This is a genomic window from Mesoterricola silvestris (genome assembly GCF_030295405.1).
Lineage (GTDB): Bacteria > Acidobacteriota > Holophagae > Holophagales > Holophagaceae > Mesoterricola > Mesoterricola silvestris.
The window spans coordinates 1,355,425-1,372,311 of sequence record NZ_AP027080.1; the positions used below are offsets into that span (position 1 = coordinate 1,355,425).

Here is a 16,887-nt window from a genome sequence, read left to right on the forward strand (position 1 = left end):
TTGAGAGTTTCGCAGGAGGAAAAATCGGAGCGCAGCCGGACGGCCATCCTGGAGGCGGCCCTGCGGCTCTTCTCCAAGCAGGGCTACCGGGGCACCAGCATCCGCGAGATCGCCGCCGAGGCCGGGCTGTCCACCGGCAACGTCTACCACCACTTCCCGGACAAGGAGACCCTCTTCACCACGCTGCTGGGGCAGTACTGGGAGGCCATCGAAAGGCCCGACTTCCCCTTCAACAAGGCCCTGGCCGCCGGCGCCTTCCCCTTCGACCTGGAGGCCCTGGCCCGGGCCGCGGAGGAGAGCGTCCGCACCTATCGGCGTCATGTAATTCTCATATATGTCGATGTGGTGGAATTCGAAGGGAACCACATCCGGAAGTTCTACACGGAGATGGCCGGCCGGTTCGAGCGTTTCCTGAACACGCGGTTCCCGGACGGGGCGCTGAAGCACGAGCTGGGGGAGGGCTTCCAGCCCATCACCGCCTCCATGCTGGCGAGCCGGGTGTTCCTGCAGTACTTCGCGGTGGAGATCCTCTTCGGCATTCCCGACCAGTTCGGCCTGGACACGGCCACGGCCATGAAGGAAGTATCGGAGATCCTCCGCCACGGCATGATCCATCCGCCGGCCCCAAGGAAATTGGAGGCAGAAGCGCGCTGATCGGTCAGGATGGAGGTCCATTCACCCATTCCGACCGAGGGGGACCGAAATGTTCCTTTTCAAGCTCCTCTACCAGTTCCTGGAGAGGACCTTCTTCCATACGCTGCTTCGCAAGGTCCTGGGGATGATGGTCCCGCTCTTCCTGTTCATGCTTCTTCTGAGCGCCCAGCTCCTGCGCGTCGCGGGCGCCCTCAAGGCGGGGGCCTCCCCGGAGGCCCTGGAGACCCTGGGCCGGGCCCAGACCCTGGCGGTGGCCGTGCCGCTCCTGGCCGCGGCGGTGGCGGCGGTGGCCTACCTCACCTTCCACCTTTCGGTCACGGCGCCGCTGAAATCCATCACCGGGGTGCTCAAGGCGGGGGATTTCTCCGGGGAGCTGAAGCTGGACACCCACGACGAGATCCGGCGCCTGGCCGACGACTTCAACGCGTTCTCCGGCAAGGTGCGGGACATCCTCAACCAGTCCAAGCGCCTGGGCCTCACCATCGCCGTGGGGGCCACCCGCACCCACAAGCTCGCCGCCGATTCCGCCCGGGACGCGCAGCGGCAGGGGGACCTGGCCGAGCAGATCACCCGCACCGGGCAGGAGGTGGCGTCCTCCGCCGGGGAGGTGGCCCAGGCCACGTCCTTCATCGCCGCGTCGACCCTGGGCAACCTGGAGACGGCCCAGTCCACCCGCACCGAGCTCCTGGAGGCCGAGCGGGGCATGGCCGCCACCCGGGAGCGCCTTGCGGCCTTCGCCGAACTGGTGGCGCGGCTCAAGGAGCGGTCCGAGCGCATCAGCGGGGTCGCGCAGCTCATCGAGGGCATCTCCGACCAGACCAAGCTCCTGGCCCTCAACGCCACCATCGAGGCCGCCCACGCGGGCAACGCGGGACGGGGCTTCGCGGTGGTGGCCGAGGAGGTGCGAAAGCTCTCGGACCGGGCCCGGGAGGCGGCCATCGAGATCTCCCGGAACCTGGGGGCCATGCTCCAGGACACGGAGAGCACCTCCCTGGGCATCGCCGACATCAGCGGGGACATCCAGGGCACCTCCGCCCTCCTGGGCCGGGCCTCGGAGCACTTCGGCAAGCTGGTGGGGGATTTCGAGGACAACACCTCCCAGCTCAGCGGCGCCACCGCGGCGGTGGACGGGATCTCCTCCACCAGCGCGGCCATCCTCGGCCAGTCCCGGGACATCCTGGGCCTCAGCCGGGAAGGGGCCCAGCGCCTGGATGAATCCACCCGCCTCTCCAGCGACATGAACCGCGCCACGGAAAGGCTGCTGGAACTGGTATCGGGCTTCCGCACCGGCGAGAGCGAACTGGAGGAGGTCATCGCCAAGGGCTACCGCTGGCGGGACGCCATGCAGGCCCGCATCGCCGCCCTCGCGGGCCAGGGCCTGGACATGTTCGACCGGAACTACCGCCCCGTGCCCGGCACCGATCCCCAGAAATTCCTCACGGGCTACACCGAGGCCCTGGCCCGGGACCTCCAGCCGGTCTTCGACGAGGCCCGCAAGGACCTGGGCTCCATCTACGCCGTGGCCCTGGACGTGAACGGGTACCTGGCCGTGCACCACACCGGCGTGAGCGATCCCATGACCGGCGACCCCCAGGTCGACCTCCTGAAGAGCCGCAACATGAGGCTCTACTTCAACGTGGAGACCGAGAAGCGCCGTTCCCGCAACCTGGAGAAATTCCTCTTCCAGACCTACATGCGCGACACCGGCGAAATCCTCAACGACCTCTCCATGCCCATCCACATAGGGGGTCGCCACTGGGGAGCGCTGGTGATGGGGTTCAATCCCGACCGGTTCCTGAACTAGCGCTCGGGTTCCGGACCTTCGCGCCGGGTTACTCGGCCGGGCAAGCCCGGCCTCGTTGGGTGCCGGAGGGGACGAGGGGGCTGGGTTTCACCTTCCGGCTTCGTGGGGGGGGGGTGGGGCAGGGGGGGCTGGGGCCCTCCGGGGGGGCCTGGGGGGGATGGGGCTCGCTGCGAGTGGGGGGGCGCAGCGGGGGGGGTGCGCCGACGTTGACTGGTAGGGGTGGGCTGCGAGGGGGATCGGGGGTAGCGGAACATGTCAGCGTCGGCGCCTGGCGGCGCCGACAATTTCTACTCGAAGCGAATCCCTTCGTCCCTTGGAAGTCACGTCCCACGCATGGGACTCTCCGGAGGGACGGAGCGCGCATGCCTCCCAACCGCCCAACGGAGCCAGAAGGCGCAGCATCGTCCCCTCGTCCCCTCCCCACCCCCCGTCATCGCCGGCTTGTCCGGCGATGACGAACCGGCGCGACGGCCAGGGACCCGCACGATCCGGCGGGGTATCATGGTTGGGAACGCATGGAGGGGGATTGATTCAGATCTATGTTGATGCCGATGCGTGCCCGGTGAAGGACGAAGTGTTCAGGGTGGCCAGGCGGCATGGGGTGGTGGTGCACGTGGTGTCCAACAGCCGGCTGAACCTGCCGCGGGATCCGCTGGTGCGGGGGGTGGTGGTGAGCGGGCGCTTCGATGCGGCGGATGACTGGATCGCGGAGCGGGCCACGGGGGGGGAGATCGTCGTCACGGCCGATATCCCGCTGGCGGACCGCTGCCTGAAGAAGGGGGCCCGGGTGCTGGATCCCAAGGGGCGGCCCTTCACCGAGGATTCCATCGTCGACGCCATGGCCAGCCGGGAGATCAGCGCCTTCCTGCGGGACATGGGGGAAATGGGCACGGGGCCCAAGCCCTACGCGCCGGCGGACCGCTCCCGGTTCCTGGGCGCCCTGGAGAACCAGATCCAGGCCCTGCTCAAGCTCGAGCGCACCCGCGCCCCCGGAGGGAACCCCCATGGTTGACGTGATCACGCCGCTGCGCCTGAGCCTGCTGCTGACGGTGGCCCGGCACCCCGACGCGGCGCGGGAGAAGCTCCTCACCCTCAAGGGGGTCCAGGCCGCGGACATCGACTACCTCCTCCAGCACGACCTGATCCGGGAGCGGGAGGTGGGCCGCTACCAGGTCTCCCGGCTGGGGCAGATGGCGCTGAAGCGCTGAGGTCAGCCCGGTCCGGGGCCGAAGACGCCGGGGCAGGGGGTGCCGCAGCGCGCGCAGGCGCCTTCCCGGGTGAGGTCCCACCGGGTCAGGCGGTAGCCGTCCCGGCCGATGAGGAGATGGCCGCACCCGTGGCAGACGGTGCCGCTGCCCTCCAGGGTCCGCACATTGCCCAGGTAGACGTGGCGCAGGCCGTTGGCCAGGGCGAGGCGCCTGGCCTCCAGCAGGGTGGCCAGGGGGGTCGGCGGCAGGGCCTTGAGCTTCCAGGCGGGGCGGAAGGCCGTGAAGTGCAGCGGCACGTCGGGGCCGAGGTTGCCCGCGATCCATGCGCTGAGGGCGTCCAGGTCGGCCGGGGCGTCGTTGGCCCCGGGGATGAGGAGGGTGGTCACCTCCAGCCAGGTGCGGGTTCCGTGGCGGACGTACTTCAGGGTGTCCAGCACCGGACCCAGGCGCCCGGCGCAGTGGGTCCGGTAGAAGGCGTCCGAGATGCCCTTGAGGTCGATGTTGGCGGCGTCCATGTGCCGGTAGAACTCCTCCCGGGGCTCCGGGTTGTGGTAGCCCGCCGTCACCGCCACGGTGGCCAGGCCCCGCTCCCGGCAGGCCTGGGCGGTCTCCACCGCGTACTCGTGGAAGACGACGGGGTCGTTGTACGTGAAGGCGACCCCCCCGCAGCCCCGGTCCAGGGCCATGCGGGGCACGGCCGCGGGCGGCACGGCCCCGGCCAGGTCCCTGCCGGCCGGGGCCCGGCTCAGGTCCCAGTTCTGGCAGAACCGGCACCCCAGATTGCATCCCAGGGTGCCGAAGGAGAGCACCGCGAGGCCCGGCCTGAAATGGTGCAGGGGCTTCTTCTCGATGGGGTCCACGGCGAAGCCGCTGGAGCGGCCGTGGCCGTGGAGCACCATGGCCCCGCCCTCGTTGCCCCGCATGAGGCAGTAGCCCCGCTGGCCCTCCCGCAGGCGGCAGCGGCGGGGGCAGAGTCCGCAGGCCACGGCCCCGCCCTCCAGGCTCCGCCAGAACCTCGCGGTGGGAAGGGGGGTGGCAGGCACCATGGTTTCCTCGGCTGGGCCCAATTTCGGTCATTGACAGGGGGGCGCGCAACCCGGATCTTGGGGGGGACTTGCTTGTTTGTCCGGCTGTGGAGGTCCCCGTGGGGCCCATTCGCCAGCCGGCCTTCGCCGGCTCCTTCTATCCCGCCGATCCCCGGCGGCTCCGCGACCTGGTCCAGGGCCTCCTGGCCCAGGCGCCCCCCGGGGGGCCGGCGCCCAGGGCGGTGATCGCCCCCCACGCCGGCTACCCCTACTCCGGGCCGGTGGCGGCCCAGGCCTTTGCCAGGCTGGGGGTTGGCCGGGAGGGCATCACCCGGGTGGCGGTGCTGGGGCCTTCCCACCAGGTGGCCTTCCGGGGCATGGCGGTGAGCGGCGCGGCGGGGTTCGCCACCCCCCTGGGGACCGTGCCCGTGGACGTGGAGACCTGCGAGGCCCTCCAGGGCCTGGTGGCGGTGCGGCCCCTGGAGGACGCCCATGCCCGGGAGCACAGCCTGGAGGTCCAGCTGCCCTTCCTCCAGGTGGCGCTGGGCGCCTTCACCCTGGTGCCCCTGGTGGTGGGCCGGGCCGGGCCCGGGGAGGTGGCGGCGGTGGTGGAGCGGCTCTGGGACCTGGCCGGGACGGTGGTGGTGGTCTCCTCCGACCTGAGCCACTACCTGGGAGCCGCCGAGGCGCGCCGCGTGGACCTGGCCACCGCCGAGGCCATCCGGAGCCTGGACGCCGCGGCCCTGGACGAGGGGGCCGCCTGCGGATGCGCGCCGGTGCGGGGCCTCCTGGTGGCGGCGGCCCGGCGAGGGCTGCGCGGGGAGGTCCTGGACCTGCGCAATTCCGGCGACACCGCCGGGGGCCGGGACCGGGTGGTGGGCTATGGCGCCTTCGCTTTCGCCTGAACGCGTCCTGGCCGGCGCCGGGGAGCTGCTGCTGGGCCTGGCCCGGGCCTCCATCCGCCACGGCCTGGAGGAGGGGACCCCCCTGGCGGTGGATCTGGCCGGCCTGCCCCCCGCCCTGGGCCGGCCCCGGGCCACCTTCGTCACCCTCCGGATCGGGGGCGGGCTCCGGGGCTGCACGGGCCGCCTGGAGGCCACGCGCCCCCTGGCCCTGGACGTGGCGGAAAACGCCTTCGCCGCGGCCTTCCTGGATCCCCGCTTCCCGCCCCTGGGCTTCCGGGAATGGGAGGGCCTGGAGGTTTCCATCTCCCTGCTGACCCGCCCCCGGCCCCTGCCCTTCACCGGCGAGGAGGACCTGATCCGGCAGCTGGTGCCCGGCCGGGACGGCCTAGTCCTCTCCGCGGGCCCCCTCCGGGCGACCTTCCTGCCCTCGGTGTGGGATGAACTGCCCGACCCCCGCGACTTCGTCCGGGAACTCAAGGCCAAGGCCGGGTGCCGGCGCATCGGGGAGGCGCGCCGGTACCGGGTCCTGCACATCCCCTGAAAGCCCGGGACACGTGCGTTTACGTAGCTAGAGGCGGGACAGGCTGCCTTCGCCCCCGGCGGCGATGAGTTTCAGGATCTCGACCACTTCGGCGGCGGACTGGGGGCGGTCCTCCTTACGCTTGGCCATGAGGCGGGTCACCAGGAAATCCAGGTCCCGGGGCAGGTCGGGGGCCCGGCCCGCCATGGATGGAATGGGCGCCTCCAGGTGCATGGCCAGGAGCTCGTCGACGCGGGCGTTCTCAAAGGGGGGGCCGCCCGTGCAGAGTTCGAAGATCATGACGCCCAGGGCATAGAGATCGGAACAGGCGCCAGCCTGTTCGCCTCGCACCTGCTCCGGGGACATGTACCGGGGGGTGCCCATGGGCCCGCCTTCGTCGCCGGCCCGCAGGGCGTCCAGGGGGGTGGCAAGGCCGAAATCCATGATCTTGGCGTCGCCGCGCACATCGAAGAGCACGTTCATGGGCTTGATGTCCCGGTGCACGACGCCGACGGCGTGGGCGGCCTCGAGGCCCTCGGCCACCTGGCGCGCCACCCGGATCACCAGGGGCACCGGAAGGCGCTCGCGGTCGTCCAGGAGGGCGCGCAGGGTGACGCCCTTCAGGTATTCCATGGTCACGTACGGGATGCCGCCGGATTCGCCGAAGTCGTGGGTGCGCAGGACGAACTTGTGGGTGATCCTGCGGGCCAGGCGGATCTCCTGTTTGAGCTGCTCCAGGAAGAGGGGCCGGGAGGCCAGCCCGGGCCGGATGACCTTCATGGCCACCTCCTCGTCCAATTGGAGATCCTGGACCCGCAGCACGATGCCCATGCCGCCCCGGCCCAGGAGGCCCAGCACGCGGTACCGGGAAGCGAACACCTGCCCGTCCTGGAGGCCAGGCGGGAGCTGATCGTCCTGGGCGGGGGGCAGGTAGGCCGGGGAGGTGCCGGTCTCGCCGTCGGGGCGGCGCGCCGAATCCAGCAGGGCGAGGAGCTGGTCCTTGGCGCGGAGCTCCGCGAGCATGGACCGGAAGGTCTGGGTCAGCAGGCCCACTTCGTCTAGGGAGGCGCTCGCGGGAAGGGCCTCGGGGGACTCGCCCGCGGCAAGGGCTTCGGCGGCGGTGGCCAGGGCCTGGAGGGGCGCCGTGACGCTGCGGGCCGAGCGGAGGCTGAGGCCCAGGGCCAGCAGGATGCCCCCGACGCCCACCCCGAGGATGGCCCTCTGGAGGGTGCGGAAGGGGGCCAGGAGCGGCTCCTTGGGCATCAGGAGGAAGGCGGACATTTCCAGGTCCAGGGCGTTGACGCCCCGAAGGGGGGAGATCATGCCCAGGTAGGTCCGGCCATCCACCTTGAAGGGGAGGACCGGGGACGAATGGCTGTCGAGGATCCGGGCCCGGGTGGCCAGGAAGGCCGTGTCCCGGGCGAGGAGGAGGTCCAGCGGGCCGGCGTTGTCGAGGGTGCTGCCGAGGGTCCTGAAGTGGCTGAGAAGGGCCAGGTGGGCGGAGGGATCGCCGCGCCGGGGGGCCGCGATGGCCAGGCGCCGCAAGCCGGAGGCCGCCTTGCCGTCCACCCTCGCGCCCACCAGCATGGCCCCCAGAGGGGCGCCGCCCGGGGTGCGCAGAGGCCGGGCCACCGCGTGGTAGACCCCGCGCATGCCGCCCCAGTCGACGGGGAGGAAACCGCGGTAGTAGGGTCCTGGATACCCCGCCGCCCGCGCCTCGTCGGGGGCCAGGGCCATCTGGATGATGCCGACGCCGGAGAACTCCCCGGGTATCCCCGGGTCCGTTCCCGCCAGGAGCGTCCCGTCGGGGCGGACCACCGCGGCGATCTCCGCGCCGAGGCGGGGGAGGTTCTCCACGAGGGTGTCCTTGAGGCTGCCGCCGGCGCCGGCTTCCAGGGCCTGTTCCACGAGGGCGAGGTTGCCCGAATACTGGGTGAAAACTTCCAGGCCGGCGTCCAGGGACCGCCCCTGTTGTTCAAAGGCACGCTCGAGCACCTGGCTTGCGGAGGAGAGGCTCGCATCGGCGCTGACGCGGGCCCCGTGCTCGGCCTCGGAGAAGGCCACCCCGAGCATCAGCGAGACCAGCACCAGGATCATCACGCCCTGCCGCAGGAAGAATTTCCACCCCAGGCTTCGGTACCAGCTCATCGTCGGGCGCATGGGTATCCCCAGGAAGGACGCTATACTCTTTATAAATTCACTCCCTGGATATTCCTAATGGTTCGTTGCCCCCTGCCTTTCCTCGTGGCCCTGGCGCTGGGAGTTCCGGCGGCGGCGGGGAGCCTGGCGGGGCCGGTCCAGGTCCTCGACAAGGGGCACCCCCGGCCGAACCTGAAGGACTGCGTGGCCATCCTGGAGCCCCTGACCGCGCCGGCGGCGGTGCCGGGGCCGGGAAAGCCGGTGACCATCCGCACGCTGGGCAAGGCCTTCCATCCCCGGGTGACCCTCGTCACCCCGGGCACGGAGGTGACCTTTCCGAACCTGGACCACATCCTCCACAACGTCTTCAGCGTCACGCCGGGAAACCGCTTCGACACGGGCCACTACCGGCCCGGCGAGGCGCCCCGGGTGAAGGTCGCGAACCCCGGGCTGGTGAAGCTCTACTGCAACATCCACCACCAGATGAACGCCTACCTCTGGGTGGTGGACACGCCCTTCGCCCAGCTCCTGGAGGGGCGCGCGGGGGTGCAGTTCGACGGCGTCCCCCCCGGACGGTACCGCCTCCGGCTCTGGCATCCCGAGACCGGGGAACGCCAGTGGGAGGTGGCCGTGGGCCCGGGCATCACCCGGGGCGGGTGGCAGCTGGAGGTCTCCCTGCCCTCCGTGGAGCCCCACAAGAACAAATTCGGCCGCGACTACCCCCCGCCCGAGGACGAGCGCAGCTACTAGAACCTCCGCGTCAGCGTGACCATGCGGCGGGTGACCGCGTAGCCCTCGCCGTCGGCGGTCTGGCGCACGATGGACAGGGCGGCCACCCACCGGCCCGGGAGCGTCAGGGCGGCCTCCACCCGGGGGCCGCGGGCGGCGCGGTAGAACCACCAGGCGTCGCCGTTCACCGGGTAGAGGGTGCCCGTGGACGAGAGGCGCTGCCACGTCCAGGAGAGCTGGGGCCACCAGGCCCGCTCCCGGCTGCCGGCGCTGAGGCGCAGTTCCTCGCTGTCTTCGCGGGTGGCGCGGTTCCGGCACGCGAACCACTGGGCCTCCAGGGGCAGCGGGCCGTTCCAGACGCCCGCGGCGCCCGCGGCGTCCAGGGTGAGGCGCTGCCGTCCGCCTTGCGACCCGGGCAGGGCGTGGCGCCGGAATCCGCCGGGGTCCCAGGCGAGGGTCCACCGGCCGGCATGGGCCGTCCAGGAGAAAGCGCCGGTGTCGAATTTCAGGACCCCCTGGGCCGCGGCCAGCTCCGTGCGCCCGCCCAGGACGGTGCGCACCCGGCCCACGGCCACGCGCACTCCCGCCTCCTGGAGGACGTCCCCGTGCAACCCGGCGGTGGCCCCGGCCCCGGTGAAGCGGAGATCGCGATCCCACATGGCCTGGGAAACCAGCAGGCCGTTCCCCTGAAGCCCCAGGCGCAGGGTCCCGAAGATCCGCTCCCCCGCCCTCGAAAGGGTGGCCTGGAGCACGTCGGCCTGGGTGCCGTTGGAGGGCTGCTGGTCCCACCGGGGCGCGTTGAGTCGGTTGCCATCGGAACCCACGGCGGAACGGGTTCCCGCCTCCACGCGCATGGGCCCCCAGTCCGCGCCCCAGCGGAGCCGCAGCTGGACGCCGCCGCGCCGGAACCCGCCGGGGCCCTCCGGCTCCTTCAGCTCGTCGGCCCCCAGCCGGAGTTCCCACGCGGGCCGCCAGGGATCGGGCTTCTCCTCCGCAAAGGGCTGCGCGTCCTGTGCCAGCAGGGCGGCGGTGGCCAGCATGGGGGTCCAGCGGCGGATGGGCATCCCTCTCCCGGGCGAAGGGCAGGGTAAGGGTAGCATCGCCGGCCCCGCAAGGCGCCCTTGACGGCGGCGGGGCCGCCGCCGGATGCTGGGGCACCCCGGAGGGCGCATGGACGGCTGGGATCTCGCGATCAGTCTGGACCGGACCCACAAGGATCCTCTCTACCTCCAGATCGTGAAGGCCCTGGAGGCGGGCATCCGCAGGGGGCGCTTCAAGCCCGGGGACGCCCTGCCCGGCACCCGGGGGCTGGCGGAACTGCTGGGCGTGAACCGCACCACCGCGCTGGCCGCATACAAGGAACTGGAGGCCGAGGGCTGGATCCGGGTCGCGCCGGACAGCGGCACCTTCGTGGCCGACACCTTCCCCTTCTCCGTGGAGGGGGACGCGGGGATCGCCGCCCAGGACTCGGCCTCCTGGAAGCGCGCCTCCCGCAGGAACGAGCCCTTCTACCAGCCGCCGGCGGCGGCCCTGGACACCTTCCGCCTCATACCCGACCTGCCCGACCTGCGACTGGCGCCCACCGCGGCCATCCACCGCGCCTACGGGCGCATCCTGAAGCTGCACCCGGAGCGCCTCCTCCAGCCCGCCTGGGACCCGCGGGGACTCCTGGAGCTGCGCGCCTCCCTGTGCCAGATGCTGCGGGACCTCCGCGGCCTGGCGGTGGACGCGGGCAACCTCGTCCTCACCCGGGGCCTCATGAGCACCCTGAACCTCGTGTGCCGGGTGCTCTTCGCTCCGGGGGACGCGGTGGCGGTGGAGGACCCGGGCTTCTTCCGGGTGGCGGAGGCCTTCCGGGCCGCGGGGGCCCGGGTCTTCCCCGTGCCGGTGGACGCCCGCGGCCTGGATGTGGAGGCGCTGGAGGCCCTGCTGGTGAGGGAGGACCTGAGGCTCCTGCACCTCACCGCCAGCCCCCAGCATCCCACCCAGGTGATCCTGGACCCCCAGCGCCGCCGGCGCCTCCTGGAGCTGTCCCGGGTCCACGGCTTCCGCATCCTGGAGGGGGATCCCTCCCTGGGCTTCCACCGGGAGAAGAATCCGAGCCTGCCTCTGGCCAGCGACGATCCCCATGGCCGGGTGCTGTACTTCGGCGGTCTGGAGCAGATCCTGGCCCCGGGGCTGCAGGTGGGGTTCCTCGCGGGCCCGGCGGACCTCATCAAGGTCCTCGCCCAGCAGCGGCAACTGGTGGACTGGCCCGGAAACCAGGTGCAGGAGGCGGCCATCGAGGAGATCCTGCGGGACGGCGAGGTGGTGCGCCACCTGAGGCGGACGCGCAAGATCACCGAGGAGCGCCGGGAGACCATGGTGGACCGGCTCCTGCTGCACCTGGACCCCGCCATCCAGGTGCGGAATCCCCGGGAAGGCCTCTCGCTGTGGGTCAAGGTGGCCGAGGACGTGCCCCTGGCCCTCTGGACCGAGCGGTGCCTCGCCCGGGGCGTGATCTTCTATCCGGGGCACCTGTACGACTTCCACCGTCGCGAGATCCCCTACTTCTGCCTCGGCTTCGCGGGGCACACCCTGGACGAGCAGAACGAGGCGTGCACCCGCATGGCCGCGGCCCTGAAGGAGGCCAGGAGCCTGGCCCCCTGAAGGTCAGATGCGCACCGAAGCCGCGACGGTCTTGAGGGTGTTCACGACGAGGAGGCCCCCCGGCGTGGCCTCCGTCACCTCCAGGTGGACCAGGGGCGACACCGCGGGACCCTGCAGGTTCCCGCCGCCGAGGTCGTAGACGCTGCCGTGGCAGGGGCAGGTGATCTGGGAACCCGCGGGCAGGCCCACGGTGCAGCCCATGTGGGTGCAGATGGCCGTCATGGCGTAGATGCCGCCGGAGTCCCGGATCAGCAGGAAGTTGCCAAGGTTCCGGTAGTCGCGGGTGGTGGGGACGGGCTCGGCCAGGAGGCCGCTGCGGGTGTCCGTCGTCTGCAGCGCGCCGGAGGGCGGTGGCGGCGGGGGCGGGGCCGCGGTCATTCCGCCCCCTCCGCCGCCGCACCCGAGGGTGGCCGCGGCGGCCAGGGCTCCCAGGCAGAAGGTCCTGCGTTGCATGGGCGTGGAGAAGGAATTCTGGGACATGGGGCCTCCAGGGGGGGAAGGGGTATCAGTAGCCGCCGCCGGTTCCGCCGCCGCCACCGGTCCCGCCACCGCCGGCGGGGGAGCCGGAGTCGCCGGGGATCTGGCCGCGGATCTCGCCGTTTGGGAAGGCTGCGCTGTGCACGTTCACATAGAGGCCGCCGTTGCGCAGGCTGGCGAACTGGTCGGAGGTGAGGAAGGTCCCCGCGGGCGTCACCCAGGCCCCATCGGCGTCCTGGATGAGCGGGATGATGACCGCGCCGGCGACTCCGGACGCGCCGATGTGGATGTGCGCGGCCACCCCGGTCACGCCGGACGTGACGACTCCGGCCCTGAGCTCGAGGGTCCTGGGGTCGAGGGCGAAGGTCCCCGTGCCGGTGGCCGTGGAGGCGTTCGCCGGGACTTCGGATGCGCCGCTGAGCGTGGTGCTCCGCACCAGGGGGCTGGCCAGGTTGAACTGACCGCGGATCTCGCCGTTGGGAAAGGCCACGCTGTGCACGTTGCCGTAGAGGCCCCCCGCCAGGAAGGTCGTCACCTGGGCCGCGGTGAGCGTGGAACCGGAGGGCAGGGCCCAGGTGCCCCCGCCGGCGTCCTGGAGCGGCAGGATCACGGGGCCGGCGGCGCCCAGGGCGCCGTCGTGCACGTGGGAGGCCACCCCCGTGAGGCCCTGGGTGAGGATGGAGCCGTAGGATACGCCCGTGGCGGCGTTCACCGACAGCACGCCGATGCCGGTGGCCGCGCTCCCGGTGGCCGGCGTCTCCTGGGTGCCGTCCAGGGAGGCGAAGCGGGTCGTCAGGGCGATCTGCCCGCGGATCTCCCCACCCGGATTGCTGGCGCTGTGGATGTTGAAATAGTAGTTGCCGGCCTGGAGGCTGGCGTACTGGGCGCTGGTGAGAACCGTGTTCGCGGCGATGGTCCAGACCCCGCCGGCGCCGCCGCTCAGGGGGATGACCACGGGCCCCGATACCCCGGCCGCGCCGTCATGGATGTGGGCCTGGGTGCCTGCGATGCCCGTGGAGACGACGCCGCCCGTGATGATCATCGTGGCGGGGTCGACCCGGACGGAACCGCTGGCCGTGGCCGTGGAGGAGACGGGGGGCACCTCGGAGGCGCCGTCCAGCGAGGCGCCGCTGAGGAAGGGAGCCGGGGGCGGAGGCGGGGGAGGAGGGGGGGGCGCGGAAGAGCCGCCGCCTCCGCCGCCGCAGGCCAGGGCCGCCGCGAGGGTCAGCCCGCCCAGGGCCACGGCCCAGGGCCGCCGGGAAAAGGGATTCGGGTGCGTCTGGAACATAGGACCTCCTGAATGCGAACGTGGTCCGGCACCGGGTGCCGGGGTTGATGCCGCCGGAGCGGCGGGTGGACTAGAAGATCCGGACGATGTTGAAGCCCAGGGTCCAGTGGTTGACGCTGCGGGGGCCGCCGCCGTAGTCGCCGCCCAGGACCTGGTGGGCGGTGGTGCCGGTGGCGCTGGTGGCCAGGAGCGTGAACCGGTGGCCCCGGGTGGCGAAGCGGTAGCCCAGGGAGGAACCGGCCTGGTAGTGCTCCGGATCCAGGCGCGAGGGCCGGGGGTAGTACTCCGCCAGCAGGGCGTGCCGGGGCGCCATCTGCCAGCGGAGGCCCCCCGCCAGGGTGAAGAGCCCGGAATCCACGGTGCTGGTGCGGGACAGCCAGGTGGGCACCAGGAGGACCGTGACCCGGGAACCGGCCTGCACTTCCGTGGGGGCCTGGAAGGCGGCGCCGGAAATGCCCACGGTGCCCAGGGGCAGGGGGGTCCGCTTGACGGTCTCGTCGAAGCGCTCCGCCCGCAGGGCCATGCGGATCCACGGCGTGCCCAGGAGGTGCTGCTGCAGGGCCAGCACCAGGGTCTTGCCGTCGGAGGTCCGGTAGACCTGGGCGTTGAGGCCGGGCACCGCGCCGATGCCGGCATCGAGGCCCAGGCCCGCCACGTTGGCCCCGTCCAGGCCGTAGAAGTCCTTGCTGGCGCCCCGGGCGGGTTCCAGGAACCGGTGGGTGAACCGCACGGCCAGATCCCAGTTCTCCAGGCGGTCCGCCGTGGGCAGGTTCAGGCCCAGGGGCACATCGGACGCCCGGGAAGGCAGGCCTAGCAGGCAGGCGAGAAACAGGGGGCGAAGGGTCATGGCGACTCCGGGGTGGCGTGGAGGCCCAACAGGTGGACCATGCGTCCGCCCAAATGGGCGGCTAGGGTGAGCTGCAGCACGCCCAGGGCCGACAGACCGAGCCAAAGGGCGCAGAGGGCCATGGCCCCGCGGGGTGCCCGGGTCCACCAGGGGCCCAGGTGGAGCGCCCCGAAGGAGGCGGTCAGGAGCGCGAAGGCCAAGGCGGCGCCCTGGGCCATCTGCTCGTGCCGGGCAACGGCGGCCCGCAGGGCCGGTGTCCGCTGGGCCAGGGCCGCGCCGGCCTCCCCGGTCACCAGGGCCGCCCCCGCGGTGAGGGTGCCCAGGACGAGCAGGGCCAGGGCGGTGGCGTGGATGCCCGGGCGCTGGGCGGGCCAGAGCAGCCCGAACAGGACCACGGCGGGGGCCGTGGTAAGCAGGGCGATGGGGAAGTGGACGATCAGGGGATGGAGGTGGTTCCAGGGCAGCATGGCGCTCACCGTTCCGCGGGTTCGTCCAGGGGACGCCCCCTGCGGGCCTTGCGAAGGACCTCCCGGATCAGGGTCCTGATCTCGGTTTCGGAGAACGTGGAACGGAACGCGGGCATCCGGAGGCCGAAAAACAGCCCGGAGGCGATGGCCTGGGCCATCTCCTGGTCCGTCCTGCCCTCCATGTCCCGGGCGGAGGTGAAATCCAGCCCCTTCAACCGGGTTCCTTCCGGCGACCGGGCGGAACCATCCAGGCCGTGGCAGCGGGCGCAGTTCTCCGCATACAGGTGCCGCAGAACCGGAAGGGGCCGGTCGGGGGGCGCGGTCTGGACCACGGCCGCGCACAGGGCGAGGCCCAACAGGCTGGTCACGGTAACCTCCTGGGATTCGGGGGCTTGTCCTCCCCCGCACCCCCAGGTTCCGGTTTCCGGCGGGGGCCACCAGATCCGGTTTTCAATTTCCGGACCCTCCGGTTGTGACGGAGGTCCGGCGCGGACCTGCCGATCAAGGGAAGTGCCGGTACCCAGGCGGGGCCGGGAATCCGTTCCCCGAGGCCCCATGACCTGGATCCTGAAGGCCAGCCTAGTCGCCCTGCTCCTCCTGGCGGGCTGCGCCGGCCCCGGTCGGGAGGACCCGGCGGCCAACCTTCCTGCCTCCGCGCTGGCCTCCCAGGTGGAGGACCTGCAACGGAGCGGGGACCCCGCGAACCGTATCCATGTGGTGCTGCTGGGGGATGGCTACCGCGCTGAGGACCAGGCGAAGTTGTCCCGGGACGCCCGGAACTGGCTGGCCACCTTCGTGGGGACGCCGCCCTTCGCCAACTACGCCTCCTATTTCAACGTCAAGGTTGTGCACGTGGTTTCCCCCCAGGACGGCGCCTCCAACGGCAGCCACGGCTTGGGCGTGACCCGGGATACCGTCCTGGGGGCCACCTTCCGGAACGCCAGCCCCGAGGGTGTTGCGCCGGACTATCGCCTGCTGGTGGTGGATAATGCCCGGGTCCTGGCCCTGGCCATGGCCCTGGCACCCGAGTGCACGGTCGCCCTCGTGCTGGTGAATGATTCCAAGTACGGCGGGTCCGGCGGAGCGGTGCCCGTCTTCTCCGCCAACCCGGCCTCCGGGCTCATCGCCCTGCACGAACTCGGACACGCCTTCGGCGGGCTGGCCGACGAGTACCAGTGTGGCGACACCAGCGCCCTGCCCGCCACCCTCGAAGCCTTCCCCAATGTGACGGCCCGCCGGGATCCGGACCAGATCAAGTGGCGGAGCTGGATCGCCCCTGGAGTGCCCCTGCCCACCCCGGCCGGCGTGCCCGGGCTGGGCCTCTTCGAGGGGGCCTACTTCCACGACACCGGCGTCTTCAGGCCCCGCCAGGCCTGCCGCATGCGGTCCCTGGGCGACGGTTTCTGCGAAGTGTGCAGCGAGGCCATCGTGCGCCGGATCTACGACCGGGTCCGCCCCCTGGATCCTCCCATCACCCCCCTTGCCGCCAACCCCCTTCGCCTTTCCGTGGCGCGACCGGTGCCTGTGCCGGACACGGTCCGGGTGGCCTGGGCGGTGGATGGCGCGGCGGTGGCGGGGGACGGCGACACCCTGGTCCTCCCGGCCCCGCTCCAGGGCAACCACACGGTCACCGCCACCGTGACCGACACCACGCCCCTGGTGCGGGAGGGCTTGGAGCGTTTGACGGCCGTCCAGACCTGGACCTTCGGGTCCCCGCAGGCCGCGAGGGTGGAACCTGCCCGGCATCTGGTGCTGCGCCTCGTCCGCACGCCCAGGGGCTTCCAGGTGGCGGAGCGCCGGGTCGTAGACCTGCCGTTGCCGCCGGACGCGGGGCGGGGGGCATGGCAGGCCGAAGTCGTCGGTCCCGGGGGCGACGTGCAGTTCCGCACGGGATTGGAGGACCCCTCCCCCCTGCGCGGCGAATTCCAGCACCCCGGGGAATCCGGCCGGATCCAGGGCCGCTGGATGGAGGACGGCCGGCCGGTTTCCTTCCTGGTTCGAATTCCCTGGGTGGAGGACGGGGAACTGGCCCTCTTCCGGAAGGTGGAGGGGGCGCCGCGGGTCCGGTTGGGAACGGTGCCCTTGGGGGAAGGCGTGCGACCCGCTTATTGAAAATGGGGGCGGGGTGAAGATCGGAACGGAGGGTCCGGGGCGGGTCGGAGGATCCAAGGAAAA

Annotated in this window: 17 protein-coding genes; 9 read left to right on the top strand and 8 right to left on the bottom strand. The window is 71.9% G+C overall.

The genetic code is table 11. The features are described from left to right. From R2J76_RS05645 to R2J76_RS05660, 4 genes are all read left to right on the top strand, one after another. Positions 1 to 654 carry a TetR/AcrR family transcriptional regulator gene (locus R2J76_RS05645; protein ID WP_316414833.1) on the top strand — a complete coding sequence of 218 codons (654 nt, stop codon included), beginning with the start codon at positions 1 to 3 and terminating at the stop codon, positions 652 to 654. Between the two features lie 49 nt (positions 655 to 703). Then, on the top strand, positions 704 to 2,458 hold the full coding sequence (locus tag R2J76_RS05650) for a methyl-accepting chemotaxis protein (RefSeq protein ID WP_316414834.1): 1,755 nt from the start codon (positions 704 to 706) through the stop codon (positions 2,456 to 2,458). A gap of 526 nt (positions 2,459 to 2,984) precedes the next feature. Further along, positions 2,985 to 3,470, top strand: a complete 486-nt coding sequence (locus tag R2J76_RS05655; protein WP_316414835.1) for a YaiI/YqxD family protein — start codon at positions 2,985 to 2,987, stop codon at positions 3,468 to 3,470. Next, positions 3,463 to 3,666 (top strand): hypothetical protein, encoded by a 204-nt coding sequence (locus R2J76_RS05660; RefSeq protein WP_316414836.1) that lies wholly within the window; start codon positions 3,463 to 3,465, stop codon positions 3,664 to 3,666. The genes R2J76_RS05655 and R2J76_RS05660 overlap by 8 nt, the downstream gene beginning before the upstream one ends. Before the next feature lie 2 nt (positions 3,667 to 3,668). On the opposite strand, the gene amrS is transcribed toward R2J76_RS05660, so the two are convergent. Beyond that, complete coding sequence (amrS, locus tag R2J76_RS05665) at positions 3,669 to 4,712, bottom strand: AmmeMemoRadiSam system radical SAM enzyme (protein ID WP_316414837.1); 1,044 nt, start codon at positions 4,710 to 4,712, stop codon at positions 3,669 to 3,671. A gap of 98 nt (positions 4,713 to 4,810) precedes the next feature. Between amrS and amrB the strand changes: the two genes are divergently transcribed. Both amrB and amrA read left to right on the top strand, forming a co-directional pair. After that, on the top strand, positions 4,811 to 5,596 hold the full coding sequence (gene amrB, locus R2J76_RS05670) for an AmmeMemoRadiSam system protein B (protein ID WP_316414838.1): 786 nt from the start codon (positions 4,811 to 4,813) through the stop codon (positions 5,594 to 5,596). Next, the gene (gene amrA / locus R2J76_RS05675) at positions 5,574 to 6,137 is read left to right on the top strand and encodes an AmmeMemoRadiSam system protein A (RefSeq protein ID WP_316414839.1); all 564 of its coding nucleotides are present in this window, start codon (positions 5,574 to 5,576) and stop codon (positions 6,135 to 6,137) included. Before amrB ends, amrA begins: the two co-directional genes overlap by 23 nt. A gap of 27 nt (positions 6,138 to 6,164) precedes the next feature. On the opposite strand, the gene R2J76_RS05680 is transcribed toward amrA, so the two are convergent. Further along, positions 6,165 to 8,276 carry a serine/threonine-protein kinase gene (locus tag R2J76_RS05680; RefSeq protein WP_316414840.1) on the bottom strand — a complete coding sequence of 704 codons (2,112 nt, stop codon included), beginning with the start codon at positions 8,274 to 8,276 and terminating at the stop codon, positions 6,165 to 6,167. A gap of 57 nt (positions 8,277 to 8,333) precedes the next feature. Between R2J76_RS05680 and R2J76_RS05685 the strand changes: the two genes are divergently transcribed. Further along, positions 8,334 to 9,005: a cupredoxin domain-containing protein gene (locus R2J76_RS05685; RefSeq protein ID WP_316414841.1), complete on the top strand. Its 672-nt coding sequence runs from the start codon at positions 8,334 to 8,336 to the stop codon at positions 9,003 to 9,005. On the opposite strand, the gene R2J76_RS05690 is transcribed toward R2J76_RS05685, so the two are convergent. Then, positions 9,002 to 10,048 (bottom strand): hypothetical protein, encoded by a 1,047-nt coding sequence (locus R2J76_RS05690; RefSeq protein WP_316414842.1) that lies wholly within the window; start codon positions 10,046 to 10,048, stop codon positions 9,002 to 9,004. The two genes, R2J76_RS05685 and R2J76_RS05690, sit on opposite strands and share 4 nt — an antisense overlap. A 106-nt stretch (positions 10,049 to 10,154) precedes the next feature. Between R2J76_RS05690 and R2J76_RS05695 the strand changes: the two genes are divergently transcribed. Next, positions 10,155 to 11,633: an aminotransferase-like domain-containing protein gene (locus R2J76_RS05695; RefSeq protein WP_316414843.1), complete on the top strand. Its 1,479-nt coding sequence runs from the start codon at positions 10,155 to 10,157 to the stop codon at positions 11,631 to 11,633. 3 nt (positions 11,634 to 11,636) lie between these two features. Here the strand turns inward: R2J76_RS05695 and R2J76_RS05700 are convergent, their stop codons facing one another. The 5 genes from R2J76_RS05700 to R2J76_RS05720 form a co-directional block, all read right to left on the bottom strand. Beyond that, entirely contained in the window at positions 11,637 to 12,113 is a 477-nt protein-coding gene (locus R2J76_RS05700; protein ID WP_316414844.1) for a QcrA and Rieske domain-containing protein, read from the bottom strand. Positions 12,114 to 12,138: 25 nt separating this feature from the next. Further along, positions 12,139 to 13,398 carry a CHRD domain-containing protein gene (locus R2J76_RS05705; RefSeq protein ID WP_316414845.1) on the bottom strand — a complete coding sequence of 420 codons (1,260 nt, stop codon included), beginning with the start codon at positions 13,396 to 13,398 and terminating at the stop codon, positions 12,139 to 12,141. Between the two features lie 70 nt (positions 13,399 to 13,468). Next, the gene (locus R2J76_RS05710) at positions 13,469 to 14,245 is read right to left on the bottom strand and encodes a DUF5777 family beta-barrel protein (protein ID WP_316414846.1); all 777 of its coding nucleotides are present in this window, start codon (positions 14,243 to 14,245) and stop codon (positions 13,469 to 13,471) included. Continuing rightward, positions 14,242 to 14,712, bottom strand: a complete 471-nt coding sequence (locus R2J76_RS05715) for a DUF2231 domain-containing protein (protein ID WP_316414847.1) — start codon at positions 14,710 to 14,712, stop codon at positions 14,242 to 14,244. Before R2J76_RS05715 ends, R2J76_RS05710 begins: the two co-directional genes overlap by 4 nt. A gap of 5 nt (positions 14,713 to 14,717) precedes the next feature. Beyond that, entirely contained in the window at positions 14,718 to 15,080 is a 363-nt protein-coding gene (locus R2J76_RS05720) for a c-type cytochrome (protein ID WP_316414848.1), read from the bottom strand. A gap of 187 nt (positions 15,081 to 15,267) precedes the next feature. Between R2J76_RS05720 and R2J76_RS05725 the strand changes: the two genes are divergently transcribed. Beyond that, positions 15,268 to 16,824, top strand: coding sequence for a M64 family metallopeptidase (locus R2J76_RS05725; RefSeq protein WP_316414849.1), 1,557 nt, complete (start codon positions 15,268 to 15,270; stop codon positions 16,822 to 16,824). Positions 16,825 to 16,887: the final 63 nt, after the last annotated feature.